This is a genomic window from Pedobacter terrae, assembly GCF_036946585.1.
Classification (GTDB): Bacteria; Bacteroidota; Bacteroidia; order Sphingobacteriales; family Sphingobacteriaceae; genus Pedobacter; species Pedobacter terrae_C.
This window is the reverse complement of record NZ_JAQIIV010000001.1, coordinates 127175-145236: the sequence shown is the minus strand read 5'-3', so window position 1 is coordinate 145236 and position 18062 is coordinate 127175. Positions and strand designations below refer to the sequence as shown.

Annotated in this window: 26 protein-coding genes; 23 read left to right on the top strand and 3 right to left on the bottom strand. The window is 38.0% G+C overall.

Going from position 1 to position 18062, the window contains the following annotated elements; all coding sequences use genetic code 11:
* Positions 1-100 precede the first annotated feature (100 nt).
* The 4 genes from fusA to PGN18_RS00690 all read left to right on the top strand — a co-directional run bounded on the left by fusA (position 101) and on the right by PGN18_RS00690 (position 3405).
* Positions 101-2215 (top strand): elongation factor G, encoded by a 2115-nt coding sequence (fusA, locus tag PGN18_RS00705; RefSeq protein ID WP_335317415.1) that lies wholly within the window; start codon positions 101-103, stop codon positions 2213-2215.
* A gap of 137 nt (positions 2216-2352) precedes the next feature.
* Positions 2353-2658: a 30S ribosomal protein S10 gene (gene rpsJ, locus PGN18_RS00700; protein ID WP_008244591.1), complete on the top strand. Its 306-nt coding sequence runs from the start codon at positions 2353-2355 to the stop codon at positions 2656-2658.
* Positions 2659-2758: 100 nt separating this feature from the next.
* Entirely contained in the window at positions 2759-3004 is a 246-nt protein-coding gene (locus PGN18_RS00695; RefSeq protein ID WP_335317414.1) for a hypothetical protein, read from the top strand.
* Between the two features lie 125 nt (positions 3005-3129).
* Complete coding sequence (locus tag PGN18_RS00690; RefSeq protein WP_335317412.1) at positions 3130-3405, top strand: hypothetical protein; 276 nt, start codon at positions 3130-3132, stop codon at positions 3403-3405.
* A 356-nt stretch (positions 3406-3761) separates the two neighbouring features.
* Here the strand turns inward: PGN18_RS00690 and PGN18_RS00685 are convergent, their stop codons facing one another.
* Positions 3762-4124 (bottom strand): hypothetical protein, encoded by a 363-nt coding sequence (locus PGN18_RS00685; RefSeq protein ID WP_335317411.1) that lies wholly within the window; start codon positions 4122-4124, stop codon positions 3762-3764.
* Positions 4125-4610: 486 nt separating this feature from the next.
* Positions 4611-4811 (bottom strand): hypothetical protein, encoded by a 201-nt coding sequence (locus PGN18_RS00680; RefSeq protein WP_335317410.1) that lies wholly within the window; start codon positions 4809-4811, stop codon positions 4611-4613.
* A 199-nt stretch (positions 4812-5010) separates the two neighbouring features.
* Between PGN18_RS00680 and PGN18_RS00675 the strand changes: the two genes are divergently transcribed.
* On the top strand, positions 5011-6354 hold the full coding sequence (locus PGN18_RS00675; protein ID WP_335317408.1) for a deoxyguanosinetriphosphate triphosphohydrolase: 1344 nt from the start codon (positions 5011-5013) through the stop codon (positions 6352-6354).
* Between the two features lie 309 nt (positions 6355-6663).
* Here the strand turns inward: PGN18_RS00675 and PGN18_RS00670 are convergent, their stop codons facing one another.
* On the bottom strand, positions 6664-7275 hold the full coding sequence (locus PGN18_RS00670) for a hypothetical protein (RefSeq protein WP_335317407.1): 612 nt from the start codon (positions 7273-7275) through the stop codon (positions 6664-6666).
* 169 nt (positions 7276-7444) lie between these two features.
* Between PGN18_RS00670 and PGN18_RS00665 the strand changes: the two genes are divergently transcribed.
* From PGN18_RS00665 to rpsN, 18 genes are all read left to right on the top strand, one after another.
* Positions 7445-8701, top strand: a complete 1257-nt coding sequence (locus PGN18_RS00665; RefSeq protein ID WP_335317406.1) for a prephenate dehydrogenase — start codon at positions 7445-7447, stop codon at positions 8699-8701.
* 824 nt (positions 8702-9525) lie between these two features.
* Complete coding sequence (locus PGN18_RS00660; RefSeq protein WP_335317405.1) at positions 9526-10359, top strand: sulfite exporter TauE/SafE family protein; 834 nt, start codon at positions 9526-9528, stop codon at positions 10357-10359.
* Complete coding sequence (locus PGN18_RS00655) at positions 10359-10754, top strand: DUF1634 domain-containing protein (protein ID WP_335317404.1); 396 nt, start codon at positions 10359-10361, stop codon at positions 10752-10754. Before PGN18_RS00660 ends, PGN18_RS00655 begins: the two co-directional genes overlap by 1 nt.
* A 93-nt stretch (positions 10755-10847) precedes the next feature.
* Positions 10848-11261 carry a hypothetical protein gene (locus tag PGN18_RS00650; RefSeq protein ID WP_335317403.1) on the top strand — a complete coding sequence of 138 codons (414 nt, stop codon included), beginning with the start codon at positions 10848-10850 and terminating at the stop codon, positions 11259-11261.
* A 286-nt stretch (positions 11262-11547) separates the two neighbouring features.
* Positions 11548-12165: a 50S ribosomal protein L3 gene (gene rplC, locus PGN18_RS00645; RefSeq protein WP_057932251.1), complete on the top strand. Its 618-nt coding sequence runs from the start codon at positions 11548-11550 to the stop codon at positions 12163-12165.
* A gap of 4 nt (positions 12166-12169) precedes the next feature.
* On the top strand, positions 12170-12799 hold the full coding sequence (gene rplD / locus PGN18_RS00640) for a 50S ribosomal protein L4 (RefSeq protein WP_090501096.1): 630 nt from the start codon (positions 12170-12172) through the stop codon (positions 12797-12799).
* Between the two features lies 1 nt (position 12800).
* On the top strand, positions 12801-13091 hold the full coding sequence (gene rplW, locus PGN18_RS00635) for a 50S ribosomal protein L23 (RefSeq protein ID WP_090501098.1): 291 nt from the start codon (positions 12801-12803) through the stop codon (positions 13089-13091).
* Between the two features lie 20 nt (positions 13092-13111).
* On the top strand, positions 13112-13936 hold the full coding sequence (gene rplB, locus PGN18_RS00630) for a 50S ribosomal protein L2 (protein WP_090984048.1): 825 nt from the start codon (positions 13112-13114) through the stop codon (positions 13934-13936).
* Positions 13936-14202: a 30S ribosomal protein S19 gene (rpsS, locus tag PGN18_RS00625; RefSeq protein ID WP_010599906.1), complete on the top strand. Its 267-nt coding sequence runs from the start codon at positions 13936-13938 to the stop codon at positions 14200-14202. The genes rplB and rpsS overlap by 1 nt, the downstream gene beginning before the upstream one ends.
* 7 nt (positions 14203-14209) lie before the next feature.
* Positions 14210-14572, top strand: coding sequence for a 50S ribosomal protein L22 (rplV, locus tag PGN18_RS00620; RefSeq protein WP_090501102.1), 363 nt, complete (start codon positions 14210-14212; stop codon positions 14570-14572).
* A gap of 7 nt (positions 14573-14579) precedes the next feature.
* Positions 14580-15425 (top strand): 30S ribosomal protein S3, encoded by an 846-nt coding sequence (rpsC, locus tag PGN18_RS00615; RefSeq protein WP_090501104.1) that lies wholly within the window; start codon positions 14580-14582, stop codon positions 15423-15425.
* A 40-nt stretch (positions 15426-15465) separates the two neighbouring features.
* Positions 15466-15888 carry a 50S ribosomal protein L16 gene (gene rplP, locus PGN18_RS00610; RefSeq protein WP_010599903.1) on the top strand — a complete coding sequence of 141 codons (423 nt, stop codon included), beginning with the start codon at positions 15466-15468 and terminating at the stop codon, positions 15886-15888.
* A gap of 73 nt (positions 15889-15961) precedes the next feature.
* Complete coding sequence (rpmC, locus tag PGN18_RS00605) at positions 15962-16174, top strand: 50S ribosomal protein L29 (RefSeq protein ID WP_090984044.1); 213 nt, start codon at positions 15962-15964, stop codon at positions 16172-16174.
* A 13-nt stretch (positions 16175-16187) separates the two neighbouring features.
* The gene (rpsQ, locus tag PGN18_RS00600) at positions 16188-16442 is read left to right on the top strand and encodes a 30S ribosomal protein S17 (RefSeq protein WP_010599901.1); all 255 of its coding nucleotides are present in this window, start codon (positions 16188-16190) and stop codon (positions 16440-16442) included.
* Between the two features lies 1 nt (position 16443).
* Positions 16444-16812, top strand: coding sequence for a 50S ribosomal protein L14 (gene rplN, locus PGN18_RS00595; RefSeq protein WP_090886529.1), 369 nt, complete (start codon positions 16444-16446; stop codon positions 16810-16812).
* A 1-nt stretch (position 16813) separates the two neighbouring features.
* The gene (rplX, locus tag PGN18_RS00590) at positions 16814-17152 is read left to right on the top strand and encodes a 50S ribosomal protein L24 (protein ID WP_335317400.1); all 339 of its coding nucleotides are present in this window, start codon (positions 16814-16816) and stop codon (positions 17150-17152) included.
* Positions 17149-17715, top strand: a complete 567-nt coding sequence (gene rplE, locus PGN18_RS00585; protein ID WP_090984040.1) for a 50S ribosomal protein L5 — start codon at positions 17149-17151, stop codon at positions 17713-17715. The genes rplX and rplE overlap by 4 nt, the downstream gene beginning before the upstream one ends.
* Entirely contained in the window at positions 17715-17984 is a 270-nt protein-coding gene (gene rpsN / locus PGN18_RS00580; protein ID WP_039475193.1) for a 30S ribosomal protein S14, read from the top strand. Before rplE ends, rpsN begins: the two co-directional genes overlap by 1 nt.
* Positions 17985-18062 lie beyond the last annotated feature (78 nt).

The window sequence follows — 18062 nt, the reverse complement described above, 5'->3', positions numbered from 1 at the left end:
ACAGATTATTATAGGATTACACAGATAAAATTGATTTCACCGATTACATAAAATAATCGGTGAAATCTTTTAAATCCGTGGAATCAATACTAAAAACATAATGGCAAGAGATTTAAAATTTACAAGAAATATCGGAATTGCAGCTCACATTGATGCTGGTAAAACTACCACAACTGAGCGTATCCTTTATTATGCTGGTGTTAGTCATAAAATTGGTGAGGTGCACGAAGGTGCTGCAACAATGGACTGGATGGCACAAGAGCAAGAGCGTGGTATTACCATTACCTCTGCTGCTACAACAGTAAACTGGAACTACCGTGGTAGCAAATACCACATCAACATTATCGATACACCTGGACACGTGGATTTTACCGTAGAGGTAAACCGTTCGTTACGTGTATTAGATGGTTTGGTGTTCTTATTTTCTGCTGTTGATGGTGTTGAGCCACAATCAGAAACTAACTGGCGCTTAGCTAACAACTACAATGTTGCCCGTATCGGTTTTGTTAACAAAATGGACCGTTCTGGTGCCGACTTCTTAAAAGTTGTTAAGCAAGTGAAAGATATGTTAGGTAGCAATGCAGTTCCTTTGCAATTACCTATCGGTTCTGAAGATGCTTTCAAAGGTGTGGTTGATTTGATCAACAACCGTGGTATTGTTTGGAATGAGCACGATAAAGGGATGACCTTTACTGAAGTGCCAATTCCTGATGATATGTTAGATGAAGTTGCAGAGTGGAGAGAGAAATTGTTAGAATCAGTTGCTGATTATGATGAAACTTTGATGGAGAAATTCTTCGAAGATCCAAACTCAATCACCGAGCGCGAAATTTTAGACGCTTTACGTGCAGCTGTATTGGATGCTAAAATTGTTCCTATGGTTTGTGGTTCATCTTTCAAAAACAAAGGTGTACAAACCATGTTGGATTATGTAATGGAATTATTGCCTTCTCCTTTAGATTCTGAAGGTGTGGTAGGTACTAATCCGAATACTGATGCAGAAGTTTTATTAAAACCATCTGAGCAAGAGCCATTTGCTGCTTTAGCATTTAAAATTGCAACCGATCCTTTCGTAGGTCGTTTATGCTTTATCCGTGTTTATTCAGGTAACTTAGAAGCTGGTTCGTACGTTTATAATACCCGTTCAAATAATAAAGAGCGTATTTCACGTATCTTCCAGATGCACGCTAACAAGCAAAACCCAATTCCTAACGTAGGTGCGGGAGATATTGCTGCGGTAGTAGGCTTTAAAGATATTAAAACAGGCGATACGCTTTGTGATGAGAAACACCCGATCGTTCTGGAATCAATGGTATTCCCTGAGCCGGTTATTGGTTTAGCTATTGAGCCTAAAACTCAGGCTGACGTTGATAGATTAGGTATGGGTTTATCTAAATTAGCTGAAGAAGATCCTACATTCAGGGTTCAGACAGATCAGGAAACTGGTCAAACTGTAATTTCTGGTATGGGTGAGTTGCACTTAGATATTTTAATTGATCGTTTAAAACGTGAATTTAAAGTAGAGGTTAACCAAGGTGCGCCACAGGTTGCATACAAAGAAGCAATCTTCGGTACCGCTGAACACCGTGAGGTTTACAAAAAACAATCAGGTGGTCGTGGTAAATTTGCCGATATCAAAGTGGTAATCTCTCCAATTGATGCTGATTTTGAAAAAGGTGGTTTGCAATTTGTAAACGAAATTGTAGGTGGTTCAATTCCTCGTGAATTTATCCCTTCAGTTGAGAAAGGATTTGCATCTGCAATGGCAAATGGTGTATTAGCAGGTTATCCACTTCCTGATATGAAAGTACGTTTGATCGATGGTTCATTCCACGCGGTCGATTCAGATGCTTTATCATTCGAGCTTGCAGCCCGCATGGCGTACCGTGAGGCTTTACCTAAATGTAGACCTGCTTTGATGGAGCCAATCATGAAAATCGAAATCTTAACTCCTGAAGAAAACATGGGTGATGTTATCGGTGATATGAACCGTCGTCGTGGTCAGTTACAAGGTATGGATACCCGTAACGGATCGCAGGTAATTAAAGCATTGGTGCCACTTTCAGAAATGTTTGGTTATGTAACGCAATTACGTACCATCACTTCAGGCCGTGCAACTTCTACAATGGAATTTGATCACTATGAGCCAGCGCCTAAAAACGTACAGGACGAAGTGGTAGCTAAATCTAAAGGAAGAATTAAATCTGAAGACTAATTAGTCGCAAGTATTTAGTATCATGTATCAAGACAGGTTTTCAATCTTGATACTCGATACTTTATCTTGATACTAAAAATGATAAATCCGGTTTCTGTTGTTAATAGCTCTAACAGGAAGCCATAATTAAAAATAAGATGAGCCAAAGAATCAGAATTAAATTAAAATCTTACGATTACAACTTGGTAGATAAATCTGCTGAGAAAATCGTAAAAACTGTTAAACCTACGGGTGCAGTGGTAAGTGGTCCAATTCCACTTCCTACAGAGAAAAAAATCTTTACTGTTTTGCGTTCTCCACACGTAAACAAAAAAGCTAGAGAGCAATTCCAATTATGCGCTTACAAACGTTTATTGGATATTTATAGCTCTAACTCTAAAACAGTTGATGCTTTAATGAAACTTGAATTACCTAGCGGTGTTGAAGTTGAAATCAAAGTTTAATTGATTTTAAAAGAACAAGAAAGGTCACGATGCAAATCGGGGCCTTTTTTTGTATAGTTCAAAATCTAAAACAAAACCCGAACTGACTGGTTGTAATAAGATGATGAATAAAGATGAAGAACAAGAAGGATTACCTGTTGAAGGACAGGATTTTGCTGACCCCAAGGAGCAAATGGAAGATAAACCTTCTTCACATGGTGAAGTAGTTAATCAAAAAGGTAGTGATTTTTCTGACCTGGAAGAAAGCAGGATGGAAAATCCACCAGAACACCGTGATGAGAATGGTTCAACCAAAGATGATGTGGATACCCGTACTGAGATAGACCAAAGCAAAGGCGTGAATTAGCTGAATCGATTAAAGGACCAATAAGAATGTAGCTAAATGCTTTACAATATATAATTACGCGGTTATTAAACTTTATATAGTAACTATTGTTCTTAACAAAAGAATATCTACAAAAATAAATCGCCATGGAAAATAATGAAAATAAAAATCTTGATCCTAACGCAGAGACCGACCGCAATGAGGAGGATATAGAATGGGATAATGGAGAGGCTACATACGGACATAAAAGAGCTGATTTTAAGCGTAAAGATGAACCGGAAGCCACTCATTTATCAAAAACTGAAAATGATCCTGATCGGAATGTGAATGAAGATTTAAATCATTCAAATTTAAGTCAGGGAGAAGATATTGGAAACAGAAACAAGTATGACGAGAAAGGTTTGCATGGGAAAGATTTATGATATTATAAAGAGATTATCCTCATAGAATAATCCCTTTATAATGGTTATGCAGTTTCCGGTAGATGGAAATAATTAGGACTCGACAACTGTAATGCCATAATTAAGTAGCCTATGCCCTTAAGTAGTTAGTCAATGATATTTGTTTAATTTTTGTTGCGAATCCTATAGCATTGCAAAATTCGAAAACTTAAAATTAAATACAAAAAAATATGGTTTTAACATATTGATATATGTCAATTTTGATTACTCATTATGCATCGTATTGTAGATATGATATTTCCCATTTCCAGAATTATTGATTCTTATTCATACTAAAGAAATTTTTGTTGAGATTAGGTAAGCTTCTATCATCCGTTTTAGATTCCTTTATCTAATGCACGGTTTTCATCAGCTTCATTAATACGATTGTTCGCTTTAAAATCATTAGATGAACTTCCTGTATGACTTTCTGCGCTTTTCAGAGTTGGATGTTTATCTGTACTATTGTAGGCATCGTCACTAAGGGAATCTTTTCCCTGTGTGCCAGAGTTATCCCTGCCGTCTTTCGCTAAAGGATTTCCTTCAATCAATTCACCAGGTTCTTTTCCATAACTGGTTACTACATCGGTATCATTACCTTCTTCAAAAGCTTTTTGCACATCTGATTTTTCTGCCTGCTCATCGCCAGATCCTACATAACCCTCTATATGTTCTTTTTTGTTATATATGCTTGTTTTCATGTTATATCGTTTTATCAAATAAACAGGGCAGAAGCCAAATGGTTTGATTAGAGATAATCGAGATGTATAATAACAAAAAAAGCAGATATTTCTACCTGTCTCTGTTTTAGTTCCTGTAAGGGAATTCTGTAATATTTTTTGCATCATCCTTTCTACCATATCATCGGTAGAGTTCATAATGTTATCGTCCATTGTTTTAAAAAAGCGCCACAATAATTCACCATCCGATCCATTGTTTATGGTTAAGAACATGGTACCAGTTCCAGATTTTCCTCCGAAACCTCTAAACAAAACAGCCGAGGCAATTGCACCTGCTTCTGATTTTGTTTGCTCTGTTTCGAAGCGGCCATCGATCACAGCATCAACACCAAGTATTTTGGCTAATTCATCTTTGTTTGTTTCATTTAACTTATTCAGAACGCCAGCTTTTTTTAACAGGATATTTATTTTGTCAACATATTGAAAATCTACAGTGTAGTCTGGAGCTTATCTTAACAAAAAAGTATACATACTTGCCTGGATAGATCTGGCAATTGATTCTTCCTGACTTTTGTTCGCTTCTGCACTAAATTTTTTGGCTGTTTTCGGTAAGAAATTTTTACTGCAAAGTAAAATAGCTACGATTTTGTGTGTTTTGATCGCATCCTTTAATTTCTGACTTTCAAAAACTTGTTTAGAGCCTTCCAAATTGCACTTTGGTCAAAACCGTTTAGCAGCATAAGATAGCAAGCGTTAATAAAATTTTTTCTTTACGGTTTGTTTGTTTCTCCTCAAATATAAATATATCTTTTAATTGAGGTAATACGAATTTTACCTAAGGCTTTATGCTTTACCATTTTCGCGTTTTGTTTAAATTGCGCCAAATTTTAAAAGGCCAACGGGATAAATGGAGTGGAAATATTTACTTTCGAATAAAAGATACGGACAGGAGAAATATGGTGCAAGCACAGATCGGGCACGTTCAGATTTTCAGCGTGACTACGACCGTTTAATTTTCTCATCCCCATTTAGAAGACTTCAGAATAAAACCCAGGTTTTTCCATTGCCGGGAAGTGTTTTTGTGCACAATCGTTTAACGCATAGTCTAGAAGTAGCGAGTGTGGCCCGCTCCATGGCAAATATATTTTTAAAAAGTATAGAAGAGCATCAGCCGCAACTTATTAAAGAGGTTCCATTAATTAATGAAGTAGGCAATATTGTGGCCGCTGCTGCATTGGCCCATGATTTGGGCAACCCGGCCTTCGGACATTCCGGTGAAGCGGCCATTTCTCGTTACTTTACCGATGGTGATGGAAAGGTTTATCAAAAAGAAATGAGTGAATCGCAATGGCACGATTTAATCAATTTCGAGGGAAATGCAAATGCCATCCGTATTCTCACTCACCCATTAAAGGGAAAGGGAAATGATGCTTATGCACTAACCTATTCAACATTGGCCTCTATAGCGAAATATCCATGCGCCTCCATTGCAGGTAAGCAGAAAGGCTTGCTGCACCGCAAAAAATACGGCTTCTTCCAATCAGAAGAGGAAAGTTTTAAAAAGATCGCTAATGAACTTCATCTGGAACAGGAGGATAACGAGTATCTTATTTACAAACGTCATCCTTTAGTTTACCTGGTAGAAGCTGCAGACGATATATGTTACAGCATCATCGACCTTGAAGATGCACATCGCCTTAAGATACTTTCCTATGAAGAAGTAAAAGGTTACTTGTTACCTTTTGCCAATTCAACAACCATAGAAGAACGCTTAAAAAATGATTATGAAGATGATGATGCCAAAATTGGTTTGCTTCGCGCTAAAGCCATAAATACCCTAACAAACCAATGTGCAACCATATTCTTTAGAGAACAAGAAAAACTATTAAAAGGTGATCTTAACCATAGCCTGACCGATCTGCTGCCCGAACCGTATATTTCGGCCTGGAAAGCGGTAGAAAAAATCTCGGTAGAGCGTATTTATAATTTCTCGTCAGTAATACAGAAAGAGGTGGCGGGATATAAAATCATGGCTGGTTTATTAGAAGAATTTGTCCCAGCGCTTATTCATAACAATACGCATTACTATAAAAAACTGGTAAAACTTATTCCTAAACAATATCATACCGATTTGACCGATGTTTATTCTATTATACAGAGTGTTCTCGATTTTGTTTCGGGAATGACAGACCTTTATGCGGTAGATTTATACCGGAATATAAAAGGGATATCTTTCCCTTCGGAAACATAATTGTTTTCGATTTAATATCAGCTATTGGTTAATATTTGATCGGAGAGACGATTGCTAGATAAAATTAATCATATAATCATTCTCGCCACTGGGATATTGGCTTTGGGAATAATTGACTATGGCTTATGCTTGCCAGTTTCAGAGGTTTCATCGGAATTATGGCGAATTGCGGGGTTAGCATCACCTAAGCAACAAAAGCGTCGCTTTATAAATTGTAGTGGCGCCAGGTTCTACCACCTGGCACTAATTCAAATTTTCTAAATACTGCCAAAATCAAGGATTTTTTTGTTGATTACTGGTCGGATCTTGTTATCTGCCCCTGCTTTCGTCCCATTTATTTCTTTCATCCTGTAGTTCACGGGCAAGTTTCATTTCTTTATCTTTTGCCTTTACCTTATGAGCCTGGAACTCATCGGCTACTTCCTGGTAAAGTTCAGTTCTGTACTTAGCCTCATGTCTTAATTTGCCAGATTGGAAAATAACAAAAGCCAAACCAATGCCCAGCACGATAATAATGGTCCAAACAATGGTATTATAAGTACTTTTATTAAACGAAATTCCTAAAAACTTAATTTCGTTAACAGAAGCGGTAGCGTTGGCTAGTGAACTTTCTTTCCCTGTAACTTCGCCTTTTAAACTCGAAATATTGTCGGCTTGTGTTTTAATTTCCAGCCTGGCTTGCTGCAATTGCTTACGTTCCTTTCTTAACGTATCGTTAACACTTTTCCATAAAGCGGATAAACGGTTTGGGTTAATCAGCCTGGCACCATACAAAGTTTTAGATTTTTTCAACATAAACTGATACTGGCCATTTAACGACGGATCAGTATTTTTTGTGGTATCAGGAACGGTTTGCGCAAATGCAAGGTTTAAAAAAAGCATAGCGCCTAAGAACAATAAGGTGTGTTTAATTTTCTGCATAGTTTAAATATAGGTATTAGCATGTAAAACTACATTTTTATCTATTTTGCGAATAATAATCTGTCTAAGATTTTGGCAAATCGATAAAAATATTTTGGTTTCACATTCTAAATAACAATTTTATTTAAGTTTTATTATAAAATTGTTTACGATAGGTTAAATTTGTTTCATGCAAATAGGAATTATTGGGATGGGCGATATGGGCAAATTGTACGCTTTATCGTTTGTAAATGCAGGTTATAAGGTATGTGGCGCAGATATGCCACTACGCTTTATAGATTTGAAAAACGAGCTTGAACCTATGGGGGTTGAAGTTTTAGTTGATGGCCATGAAGTGTCACGTAAATCTGATTTTATTATTTATTGTGTTGAAGCTGAGAAAATTGATGAAGTGGTGGCAACTTTTGCGCGCTCCACCAAGTATGGTGCAATTGTTTCAGGTCAGACATCGGTCAAACATCCTGAAATTGCTGCTTTCGAAAAACACCTTCCGCCAGATATACAGATTGTGACCTGCCATTCTTTACATGGCCCGGCTTTTAGTCCCGAGGGGCAAACGCTTGTAGTGGTTCGTCACCGGGCTACCGATGAAGTTTATGCAAAGGCATTGGATGTTTATCAATCTTTAAAATCGAACATTATCGAAATGGACGATTACCGGGAGCACGACCGTATTGTGGCCGATACGCAAGCGGTAACGCACATGGGTTTTGAGAGTATGGGCTCTGCATGGAAAAATGCCGGTTTTTTCCCATGGGATAATCCTGCATATGCCGGTGGGATCGATAACGTAAAGATTTTAACCACGCTGAGGATTTTTAGCTATAAATCGCACATTTATGCAGGTTTGGCCATTCTAAATCCTTATGCACAAAAACAGGTTAAATATTATGCCCAGGCAGAATCTGAACTGTTTAAGCTGATGATCTGTGAAAATGAACAGGAATTTAGGGAGAAAATTTATGCGGCCCGCGATTTTGTTTTTCATGAGAGCCGCTCACTTTTATTGCTGGATGATAACATTATGAAAGAGTTCAGCCTATCTGATGCAGATCATAAACAGAAGCCCAATTCGCATCTTAGTTTATTGAGTATGGTATATGCCTGGTATAAAATGGGCGTAAATCCATACGATAACCTGATCTGCCAAACACCACCATTTAAATTGAGGCTAGGAATTGCCGAATATCTTTTTAAGAATGAATTGATGTTGGAAGAATCGATCAAGACGGCATTATACGATAAATCAATCCGTGGGGATGATTTAGAATTCCATACCGCAGTGCACGAGTGGGCGTCTATTATCGGTTATGGTGATTTAAAGGGATATAAAGAACATTTTGAAGCGGCCAAATCATTTTTTGCCAACCGATTAAATGATGGCAGGGATTTGAGTGCCGAGATGATTAAAAGATTAGGTAAGTAATGTAAGATGGAAAAATGTAAGCTGGATGAGGGTTGATATTCGATCTTACATTTTGCCTATTCCATCATTCGTTTTTAATCCTCACGTTACATAATTCTATGAAATTAAGCGAAGTTATTTTAAGTTGCAATGAATATGTTGATGCTGAAGAATCAATTTATATTGTTTTTGCGAAAAAAAGATAACAGATTTCAAGCATCTTCTGAAGCGATAGCCTTAAAATTATCGCCAGAGGAATTGGAACTTTAACTGTAAACATCAACGATAAAAAGACTGAAAAGGCTGTTAAGGCCGTTTTGGATGCCTTGGGTTTAAATTATAGCATAGACAAACCTCAAACCCTAGAGCAGTATAATGCCGAGATTGATGAAGGAAATGCCGAAATAGATAAAGGCAATTTTATTTCTGCTGCCCAAGTAAAGGCTGAGGTTGCCAATTGGTAGTCGTTTGGGGTAAAACCACTAAATTAGCTAGAAAAAGCTTTCAATTACATTGCATTAGACTCATTAAATATGCAGCAATGGTTCGCGACGAAATCATTGATCTCACGATTGCTTGGCCAACATCCTGAAAAATGTGCGCTTGATAAATATAAAACAAACAATGATGGTAGTTGGAGGCATTTGAAAATATCATTACAGAATTTCGTATAAAATTACTTCAAATCAAATCCGAATTGTACGTGTACGTCATACCAGTCAATCCCTTTAAATTATTAGCCAAGTTTTTTCATTTCCCATTTTACCTATTCCATATAACATATAGACTTTATTTTATTCCCTAAATCCTTCGTTTCCACAAAAACAGTACATTATATTTGCCGCATGTCGGTATTGCTGTTTACCATTATCGTTTTATTAGGCGCTTTTTTAGCTGGATTATTGGGCTCGCTAACCGGTTTGGGAGGTGGGGTAATTATCATCCCATTACTTACATTGGCTTTAGGCGTTGATATCCATTATGCCATTGGTGCATCCATCGTTTCGGTTATTGCAACCTCTTCGGGCTCGGCAGCTGCTTATGTAAAAGAGGGTATCACCAATATCCGGATCGGGATGTTTTTAGAAATCGCCACCACTATAGGTGCCATTTGCGGGGCAATTATAGCAGTTTACCTTAATGCAAACTATATTGCCATTCTGTTTGGCTGCATTTTAATCTTTTCAGCTATCATGACTTTAAAGAAAAAGGTAGATCATACGACTTCGGACAATACCGATAAATGGGCCAGATTTTTTAAACTGAACGGATCTTACCCTGATAAAGGTGTTGATCATCCCTATGCTGTAAAACATGTTCCGGGAGGTTTTCTAATGATGCTTTTTGCCGGAACCTTGTCGGGTTTGCTAGGCATTGGCAGTGGAGCCCTCAAGGTAATTGCAATGGATAATATTATGCGGTTACCCTTTAAGGTATCAACCACCACCAGTAACTTTATGATGGGGGTTACTGCGGCAGCCAGTGCAGTAGTGTATTTGCACCGTGGCCAGATTGATCCTGGTATTGCCATGCCGGTATGCATTGGTGTTTTAACCGGGGCAACAGTAGGCTCGAAAGTATTGGTAAGGGCCAAAACCGATAAACTTAAGCTTGTATTTGCCATTGTAGTTACTTTTTTGGCATTGCAGATGATTTATAAAGGAATAAGTGGATTATAATGGATACAGCAAAAAAAGAAAATGTGAGTGATAAGGATATCCAGGTAATCCTGGGTACACTTTTACGGGCAGGTGTAATCATTTCGATGTCCATTGTATTAATTGGTGGCGCCATTTTCCTCATCCACAACAAAGGAGCCATTACCGATTATAAGGTATTTAAACCTGAAGTGAGCAAGTTTTCTTCTATTTTGGCCATATTTAAAGGGCTAACCAGTTTTCAGGGTGATGCTATTGTACAATTTGGCATACTGATGCTCATTTTTACACCAATTGCGCGTATCGTCTTCGCCATCTTTAGCTTTTTGATCGAGCGCGATTACCTTTATGTGCTGATCGGATTTATTATTTTAGCCATTATAACCATCAGCCTAAATGGTGGGATAGCACATTAATTTTTCAATAATTTTATCAGATATCAAAATTAAACAACTAAAATTGTTGTTTAAAAACATCAACAAATGGCGAAATCAGGTAAAGCCGTTTAGTTGTTCCAAAAACCGGAAAATTTTATTAAAACCCGTGCCAGGGGATTACATGCACGGCTTAAAGATGAGGCCGATGCTGTAGTAAAAGAGGGGATGGAACGCTTCCCCGATTTTTTATACCTGAGGTTTTTTGTTGCTCATGCTGCCATGATTGACGGAAATATTGAAAAAGGGTTTAAAATATTAAATCAGCAATACTATATCGATCAGGCTTTTCCAGATCGTGAAGATTTTTCAGATGGCGAGTTTATGTTCTTCTACTCTTCCCTGTGTGAATATTTCTTGTTAAAAAATGATCTTGACAATGCCCTGGTTTGTGGTGGTTTTTTAGTTGACGATATGCGTATATATGGCTGCAATGAACTGGATATATATCACATTTGTGAAGCAATTGATAAGCTTGCGGATGAGTAATTTATATGCATTGATTTTAGCCTTTTTGTATAGATTTTCTCATCCGGAAAACCAGCTAAAGTGCTTTAAGTCAAATTTATAACTATTGCTTTAAACGCTATAATAGCCTATTAGTATTCATTTTTCAGTTAAATCCCATCATATCAGCAATTTATTTGAAAAAATATTTAGCTAACTATTTGAAAATTAATAATTCTTGTCTATCTTTGCCGTCCCTTTCGGGGGATGTACAACCACCTTGAACGAAGCCCTACTGCTTCGATGGGTGTTAAAAAGAAAAGATAAAATGTCAGGAATTATTGGAAAAAAAGTAGGAATGACCAGTATTTTCGATGCAGAAGGAAGAAACATTCCTTGTACTGTAATCGAAGCTGGGCCTTGTGTAGTTACACAAGTAAAGACCGAAGAAAAAGACGGGTATTCATCAATCCAACTGGGTTACGATGAGAAAAAAGAGAAAAACACAACTCAACCGTTAAAAGGCCATTTCGCGAAAGCAAACACAACTCCGAAACGCAAGCTGGTAGAATTCGATTCGTTTACAACTTCACTTAATTTAGGTGATGTGGTAACCGTTGATGCATTCGCGGAAGGCGATTTTGTTGATGTTGTAGGTACCTCAAAAGGTAAAGGTTTTCAAGGTGTTGTAAAACGCCACGGATTTGCCGGTGTTGGTATGCAGACTCACGGTCAGCATAACCGTTTACGTGCCCCAGGTTCATTGGGAGCATCATCATTTCCTTCACGTGTATTCAAAGGGATGCGCATGGCAGGAAGAACAGGTGGAGACAGGGTGAAAATTCAAAACTTACAGGTTTTGAAAGTTTATGCTGAGCAAAACTTATTAGTAGTTAGTGGTTCCATTCCAGGAGCTAAAGGTTCTTACGTAATCTTAGACAAATAATCAGATGGAAGTTAAAGTATTAAACATTTCAGGTAAAGAAACAGGTGCCAAGGTGCAACTTCCTGAATCAGTATTTGGTATCGAGCCTAACGACCACGCGATTTATTTAGATGTAAAACAGTATTTGGCTAACCAACGTCAAGGTACTCACAAATCTAAACAACGTAATGAGATTGCTGGTTCAACCCGCAAACTATACAAACAAAAAGGTACAGGTGGTGCCCGTGCTGGTAGCATTAAATCTCCGTTATTTAACGGTGGTGGTCGTGTTTTCGGTCCTCAGCCACGTGATTACAGTTTTAAATTGAACAAGAAATTAAAATCATTAGCACGTAAATCGGCTTTAGCTTACAAAGCAAAAGACAATAACGTGGTAGTTTTAGAAGATTTCAACTTCGATACGATTAAAACTAAAAACTACACAAGTTTATTGGCTGCTTTAAAAGTAGATGATCAAAAAACTTTGTTGGTTTTACCTGCACAAAATAATAATATCTATTTATCAAGCAGAAACGTTCAGAAAACTAAAGTAATCTCTGCAGCAGATTTAAACACTTACGATGTGTTGAACGCTGGTGTACTTGTGTTAACTGCTGATTCTGTTAAAACTTTGGAGGAGGCGTTTGCCAAGTAATATGGAAATTTTAAAAAAACCAATATTAACCGAAAAAGCTTCAGCTTTATCTGAGAAATCTAACCGTTTCACGTTCAGTGTTAACCACAAGGCTAACAAAATCCAAATCAAAGCTGCTATTGAGAAATTGTACGGTGTAACCATCGTTGCAGTTAATACAATGGTTGTGGATGGAAAAGCTAAATCTCGTTACACTAAAGCAGGTTTTGTATCAGGCCGTAGCCCAAAATACAAAAAAGCAATCGTAACGTTAAAAGACGGCGAAACAATAGATTATTACGCAACCCTTTAATTTAATCATTCATTATAACTATGGGCTTAAGAAAATTTAAACCAGTTACTCCAGGTACCCGCTTCAGAGTTGGTGCTAGTTTTACGGAGATTACAGCAACCAAGCCCGAAAAATCATTGGTTGTATCATCAAAAAAGTCTGGTGGACGTAACAATACAGGAAAAATGACTATGCGCTATATGGGCGGTGGTCACAAAAAATCATATCGTTTAATCGACTTCAAACGCGATAAATTCGATATTCCTGCAACAGTTGCTACTGTTGAATACGATCCAAACCGTACTGCCCGCATCGCATTATTACATTATGCAGATGGCGAGAAGCGTTATATCATCGCTCCTGAAGGATTGCAGGTTGGTTCCGTATTATTATCGGGCGACAAAGCAGCACCAGAAGTAGGTAACACTTTAAAATTATCGAACATTCCATTAGGTTCTATCATCCACAACGTGGAGATTCACCCTGGAAAAGGAGCACAATTGGCTCGTAGTGCAGGTGCTTATGCACAGTTAGCTGCCCGCGATGGTAAATATGCTACTTTAAAAATGCCTTCAGGCGAAACCCGTTTAATCTTGACTACTTGTCTCGCTACTATCGGCGCTGTATCTAATTCAGATCACGCGAACGAAGTACTAGGTAAAGCAGGTCGTAAACGTTGGTTGGGCCGTCGTCCGAGAACTAGACCGGTAGCGATGAACCCAGTAGATCACCCAATGGGTGGTGGTGAAGGTAGATCATCAGGTGGTCACCCACGTTCAAGAAAAGGTGTTTTAGCTAAAGGCTACAAAACCAGAGAACTTAAAAAATATTCTAATCGTTACATCATAGAGAGAAGGAAGAAATAATGGCTCGTTCGATAAAAAAAGGACCTTATATTGACCATAACGTAGAGAAAAAAGTAAACTCTATGAATGATTCAGGCAAAAAGTCTGTAATCAAAACTTGGTCTCGCAGATCAATGATATCACCAGATTTCGTTAATCACACATTTGCAGTACACAATGGTAACAAGTTTATCCCTGTGTATGTTACAGAAAACATGGTTGGTCACAAGTTGGGAGAATTTGCTCCAACCAGAACATTCAGAGGACACGCTGAAAAGAAAAAATAATTAGACAATGGAAGCAATAGCAAAATTAAACAATTGTCCAACCTCACCGCGTAAGATGCGTTTGGTTGTAGATCTTATCAGAGGTGAACGTGTAGAAAAAGCATTGAGCATTTTAAAGTTTACCAATAAAGAAGCAGCAATAAGAGTTGAGAAATTATTATTATCTGCTATCAAAAACTGGGAATCTAAAAATGAAGGTGCCCGCCCTGAAGAAAACCAACTTTTTGTTAAAACAGTTATGGTTGATGGTGGCCGTCAGTTAAAACGCTTACGTCCAGCTCCTCAAGGCCGTGGATATAGAATTCGTAAACGTTCTAACCACGTAACACTGATTGTAGATAGTAAAAATACAGAAACAACTCAAAACTAATTAGGAAATGGGACAAAAAGCAAATCCAATAGGTGCCAGATTAGGAATTATCAAAGGATGGGATTCTAACTGGTTCGGTGGCAACAACTACTCCGATAAATTAGTTGAAGATGAGAAAATAAGAAAATACCTTTCTGCCCGTATCGCAAAAGGCGGTGTTGCAAAAGTGGTTATCGAGCGTACGTTAAAACGTATCACCGTTACCATCCACACAGCTCGTCCGGGTATTGTAATCGGTAAAGCAGGTGCTGAGGTTGATAAAATCAAAGAAGAGTTAAAGAAATTGACTAAAAAGGAAATTCAAATTAACATCTTCGAAATTAAACGCCCAGAACTTGATGCACAATTAGTTGCAGAAGGTGTTGCAAAACAATTAGAAGCAAGGATCTCATTCCGTAGAGCAATGAAATCATCTATCGCATCAACCATGCGTATGGGTGCTGAAGGTATCAAAATCATGACTTCTGGTCGCTTAGGTGGTGCTGAGATGGCACGTACTGAGCAGTACAAAGAAGGAAGGGTACCTTTGCATACATTCCGTGCTGATATCGACTACGCTTTAGCTGAAGCCTTAACTACTTATGGTAAAATAGGTGTTAAAGTTTGGATCTGTAAAGGTGAGGTTTATGGAAAACGTGATTTGTCTCCAAACATTGGTGCAACAAACAACGGTCCAAAAGGCGCATCAGATAAACCAGCTTTCGGCGGAAGAGATAACCGTGGTGGTGGAAGAGATAACCGTGGCGGTGGTAACGACAGACGTGGTGGAAACCAGGGCGGCGGTCGTGGTCCAGGCCAAGGTGGTGCAAACAGAGGTGGTGGCGCAGGCGCTAACAGAGGTCCTCGTAAATAATTGATTTATTAACATCGTTTAACGATTAGAACAAAATAAAATGTTACAGCCAAAAAGAACGAAGTTCAGGAAGATGCAAAAAGGCAGAATGAAGGGTTTAGCTTCCCGCGGAGCTGAGTTAGCATTCGGATCTTTCGGTATCAAATCTCTAGAAGCTACTTGGATCACAAGTCGCCAGATCGAGGCTGCCCGTATTGCCGTAACCCGTTTCATGAAACGTGAAGGCCAAGTATGGATCAGGATCTTCCCGGATAAACCGGTAACTAAAAAACCTGCTGAGGTACGTATGGGTAAAGGTAAAGGTGCTCCTGAGTATTGGGTAGCAGTTGTAAGACCTGGGCGTGTAATTTTCGAAGCCGAAGGTGTGCCTTTGGAAGTTGCTAAAGAAGCATTGCGTTTAGCCGCTCAGAAATTACCGATCCAAACCAAATTCGTAGTACGTAGAGATTACGTAGAAGCATAGTAAAGTGTTGAGATGAATGTTGTAAATACTTGTTTATTATAACCGCTACACTCAACGTAAAAGAAAAAGAAAAATGAAAAATTCAGAAATCACAGGGCTTTCAAAAGAAGAATTAGTAGCTAAGATTGCGGAAGAAAAAGAGAACTTGTCAAAATTAAAGTTCGCTCACACTATTTCAGCTATCGAAAATCCTTCGCGTATTGCAAAAGTAAGGAAAGACATAGCCCGTTTAAACACTCAGTTGACTAAAGTGAAAAACACGGAGTCAGCTACTGAAACTAAATAATTTGAGAGTCGACATGGAAAGACAATTAAGAAAAACAAGAACCGGGTTAGTGGTAAGCAACAAGATGGATAAATCTGTTGTAGTGAGCGTGGAACGTAAAGTAAAACACCCGATTTATGGTAAGTTCGTAAAGAAAACTACCAAATTTATGGCTCACGACGAGAAAAATGAGTGCGGTATCGGTGATACAGTATTAATTATGGAAACTCGTCCTTTGAGTAAAAACAAGAACTGGAGATTGGTACAAATTTTAGAAAGAGCTAAATAAGATGGTACAACAGGAATCGAGATTAAACGTTGCTGATAACAGCGGCGCAAAAGAAGTATTGGTAATTCGCGTGCTAGGTGGAACCGGCAAACGTTATGCTTCAATTGGTGATAAGGTAGTTGTTACCGTAAAAAGCGCATTGCCATCAGGTAATGTTAAAAAAGGTACAGTTTCAAAAGCAGTTGTTGTAAGAACCAAAAAAGAAATCCGTCGTAAAGATGGTTCTTATATCCGTTTTGACGATAATGCTGCTGTATTATTGAACGCACAGGATGAGCCAAGAGGTACACGTATCTTTGGCCCGGTTGCGAGAGAACTACGTGAAAAACAATTCATGAAAATCGTATCATTAGCACCGGAGGTATTATAAAATGGGAAACAAAGTAAATACACCAAAACTTAAAATCCGCACAGGAGATTTAGTTAAAGTAATTGCTGGCGATTCAAAAGGTCAACAAGGAAAAGTACTTTCAGTACAAAAAGATAAAAACAGAGCCATTGTAGAAGGCATTAATTTAGTATCTAAACATACTAAGCCAAATGCTGCAAATCCGAACGGTGGTATTATTAAAAAAGAAGCTGCTCTTCACGTTTCTAACCTGATGTTGGTTGATCCAAAATCTGGTAAAACTACCCGCGTTGGCCGTAAAGTTAACGCAGATGGTAAAATTGTTAGAGTTGCTAAAATTTCAGGGGAGGAAATTAAATAATGGCTACACCTAGATTAAAAAGCAAATACAAAGAAGAAGTTGTAAATGCATTAAAAGAAAAATTTCAGTATAAAACTGTAATGCAGGTTCCTAAATTGGAAAAAATCTGTATCAATCAGGGTGTAGGTCGTTTTTCTGTTACTGATAAAAAGATTATGGATACTACAATCGTAGAATTGACTACCATTACTGGTCAGCAAGCGGTTGCAGCACAATCTAAAAAAGATATCTCTAACTTTAAATTACGTAAAGGTATGCCAGTAGGTGTACGCGTAACCTTACGTGATAACAACATGTATGAGTTCTTAGATCGTTTGATTTCAGTAGCTTTACCACGTATCCGTGATTTTAAAGGTATTAACGATAAAGGTTTCGATGGAAAAGGTAACTATACTTTAGGTGTTACTGAGCAAATCATCTTCCCGGAGATCAATATAGATAAAATCAATAAAATTTTAGGGATGGATATAACTTTCGTAACTTCGGCAAAATCTGACGTTGAGGCTCTTGAGTTATTGAAACAATTCGGATTACCATTTAAAAATCAAAAAACAGCAGAATAATGGCAAAAGAAGGTGTAAAAGCACGCGAAGTTAAGCGCCAAAAATTGGTAGCTAGATACGCTGAAAAACGTGCGGCATTAAAAGCAGCAGGAGATTTCGAGGGTTTGGATAAATTACCAAAGAACTCATCTCCGGTACGTTTACACAACCGTTGTAAATTAACTGGTCGCCCTCGTGGATATATGCGTACCTTTGGCATTTCAAGGGTAACATTCCGCGAAATGGCACTAGACGGTAAAATACCAGGTGTTAAAAAAGCATCTTGGTAATATAGAATAGTATTGAGTACTGTAGTATCAGGTATCAAGACTTAATTAGGTCTCGATACTTGATATCTTATGTCTTTA

What these genes read in the sequence shown, in the direction of transcription:
- fusA (WP_335317415.1), top strand. Translation starts at nt 101, where the DNA reads ATGGCAAGAGATTTAAAATTTACAAGAAATATCGGAATTGCAGCTCAC.
- rpsJ (WP_008244591.1), top strand. Translation starts at nt 2,353, where the DNA reads ATGAGCCAAAGAATCAGAATTAAATTAAAATCTTACGATTACAACTTG.
- PGN18_RS00695 (WP_335317414.1), top strand. Translation starts at nt 2,759, where the DNA reads ATGATGAATAAAGATGAAGAACAAGAAGGATTACCTGTTGAAGGACAG.
- PGN18_RS00690 (WP_335317412.1), top strand. Translation starts at nt 3,130, where the DNA reads ATGGAAAATAATGAAAATAAAAATCTTGATCCTAACGCAGAGACCGAC.
- PGN18_RS00685 (WP_335317411.1), bottom strand. Translation starts at nt 4,124, where the DNA reads ATGAAAACAAGCATATATAACAAAAAAGAACATATAGAGGGTTATGTA.
- PGN18_RS00675 (WP_335317408.1), top strand. Translation starts at nt 5,011, where the DNA reads ATGGAGTGGAAATATTTACTTTCGAATAAAAGATACGGACAGGAGAAA.
- PGN18_RS00670 (WP_335317407.1), bottom strand. Translation starts at nt 7,275, where the DNA reads ATGCAGAAAATTAAACACACCTTATTGTTCTTAGGCGCTATGCTTTTT.
- PGN18_RS00665 (WP_335317406.1), top strand. Translation starts at nt 7,445, where the DNA reads ATGCAAATAGGAATTATTGGGATGGGCGATATGGGCAAATTGTACGCT.
- PGN18_RS00660 (WP_335317405.1), top strand. Translation starts at nt 9,526, where the DNA reads ATGTCGGTATTGCTGTTTACCATTATCGTTTTATTAGGCGCTTTTTTA.
- PGN18_RS00655 (WP_335317404.1), top strand. Translation starts at nt 10,359, where the DNA reads ATGGATACAGCAAAAAAAGAAAATGTGAGTGATAAGGATATCCAGGTA.
- rplC (WP_057932251.1), top strand. Translation starts at nt 11,548, where the DNA reads ATGTCAGGAATTATTGGAAAAAAAGTAGGAATGACCAGTATTTTCGAT.
- rplD (WP_090501096.1), top strand. Translation starts at nt 12,170, where the DNA reads ATGGAAGTTAAAGTATTAAACATTTCAGGTAAAGAAACAGGTGCCAAG.
- rplW (WP_090501098.1), top strand. Translation starts at nt 12,801, where the DNA reads ATGGAAATTTTAAAAAAACCAATATTAACCGAAAAAGCTTCAGCTTTA.
- rplB (WP_090984048.1), top strand. Translation starts at nt 13,112, where the DNA reads ATGGGCTTAAGAAAATTTAAACCAGTTACTCCAGGTACCCGCTTCAGA.
- rpsS (WP_010599906.1), top strand. Translation starts at nt 13,936, where the DNA reads ATGGCTCGTTCGATAAAAAAAGGACCTTATATTGACCATAACGTAGAG.
- rplV (WP_090501102.1), top strand. Translation starts at nt 14,210, where the DNA reads ATGGAAGCAATAGCAAAATTAAACAATTGTCCAACCTCACCGCGTAAG.
- rpsC (WP_090501104.1), top strand. Translation starts at nt 14,580, where the DNA reads ATGGGACAAAAAGCAAATCCAATAGGTGCCAGATTAGGAATTATCAAA.
- rplP (WP_010599903.1), top strand. Translation starts at nt 15,466, where the DNA reads ATGTTACAGCCAAAAAGAACGAAGTTCAGGAAGATGCAAAAAGGCAGA.
- rpmC (WP_090984044.1), top strand. Translation starts at nt 15,962, where the DNA reads ATGAAAAATTCAGAAATCACAGGGCTTTCAAAAGAAGAATTAGTAGCT.
- rpsQ (WP_010599901.1), top strand. Translation starts at nt 16,188, where the DNA reads ATGGAAAGACAATTAAGAAAAACAAGAACCGGGTTAGTGGTAAGCAAC.
- rplN (WP_090886529.1), top strand. Translation starts at nt 16,444, where the DNA reads ATGGTACAACAGGAATCGAGATTAAACGTTGCTGATAACAGCGGCGCA.
- rplX (WP_335317400.1), top strand. Translation starts at nt 16,814, where the DNA reads ATGGGAAACAAAGTAAATACACCAAAACTTAAAATCCGCACAGGAGAT.
- rpsN (WP_039475193.1), top strand. Translation starts at nt 17,715, where the DNA reads ATGGCAAAAGAAGGTGTAAAAGCACGCGAAGTTAAGCGCCAAAAATTG.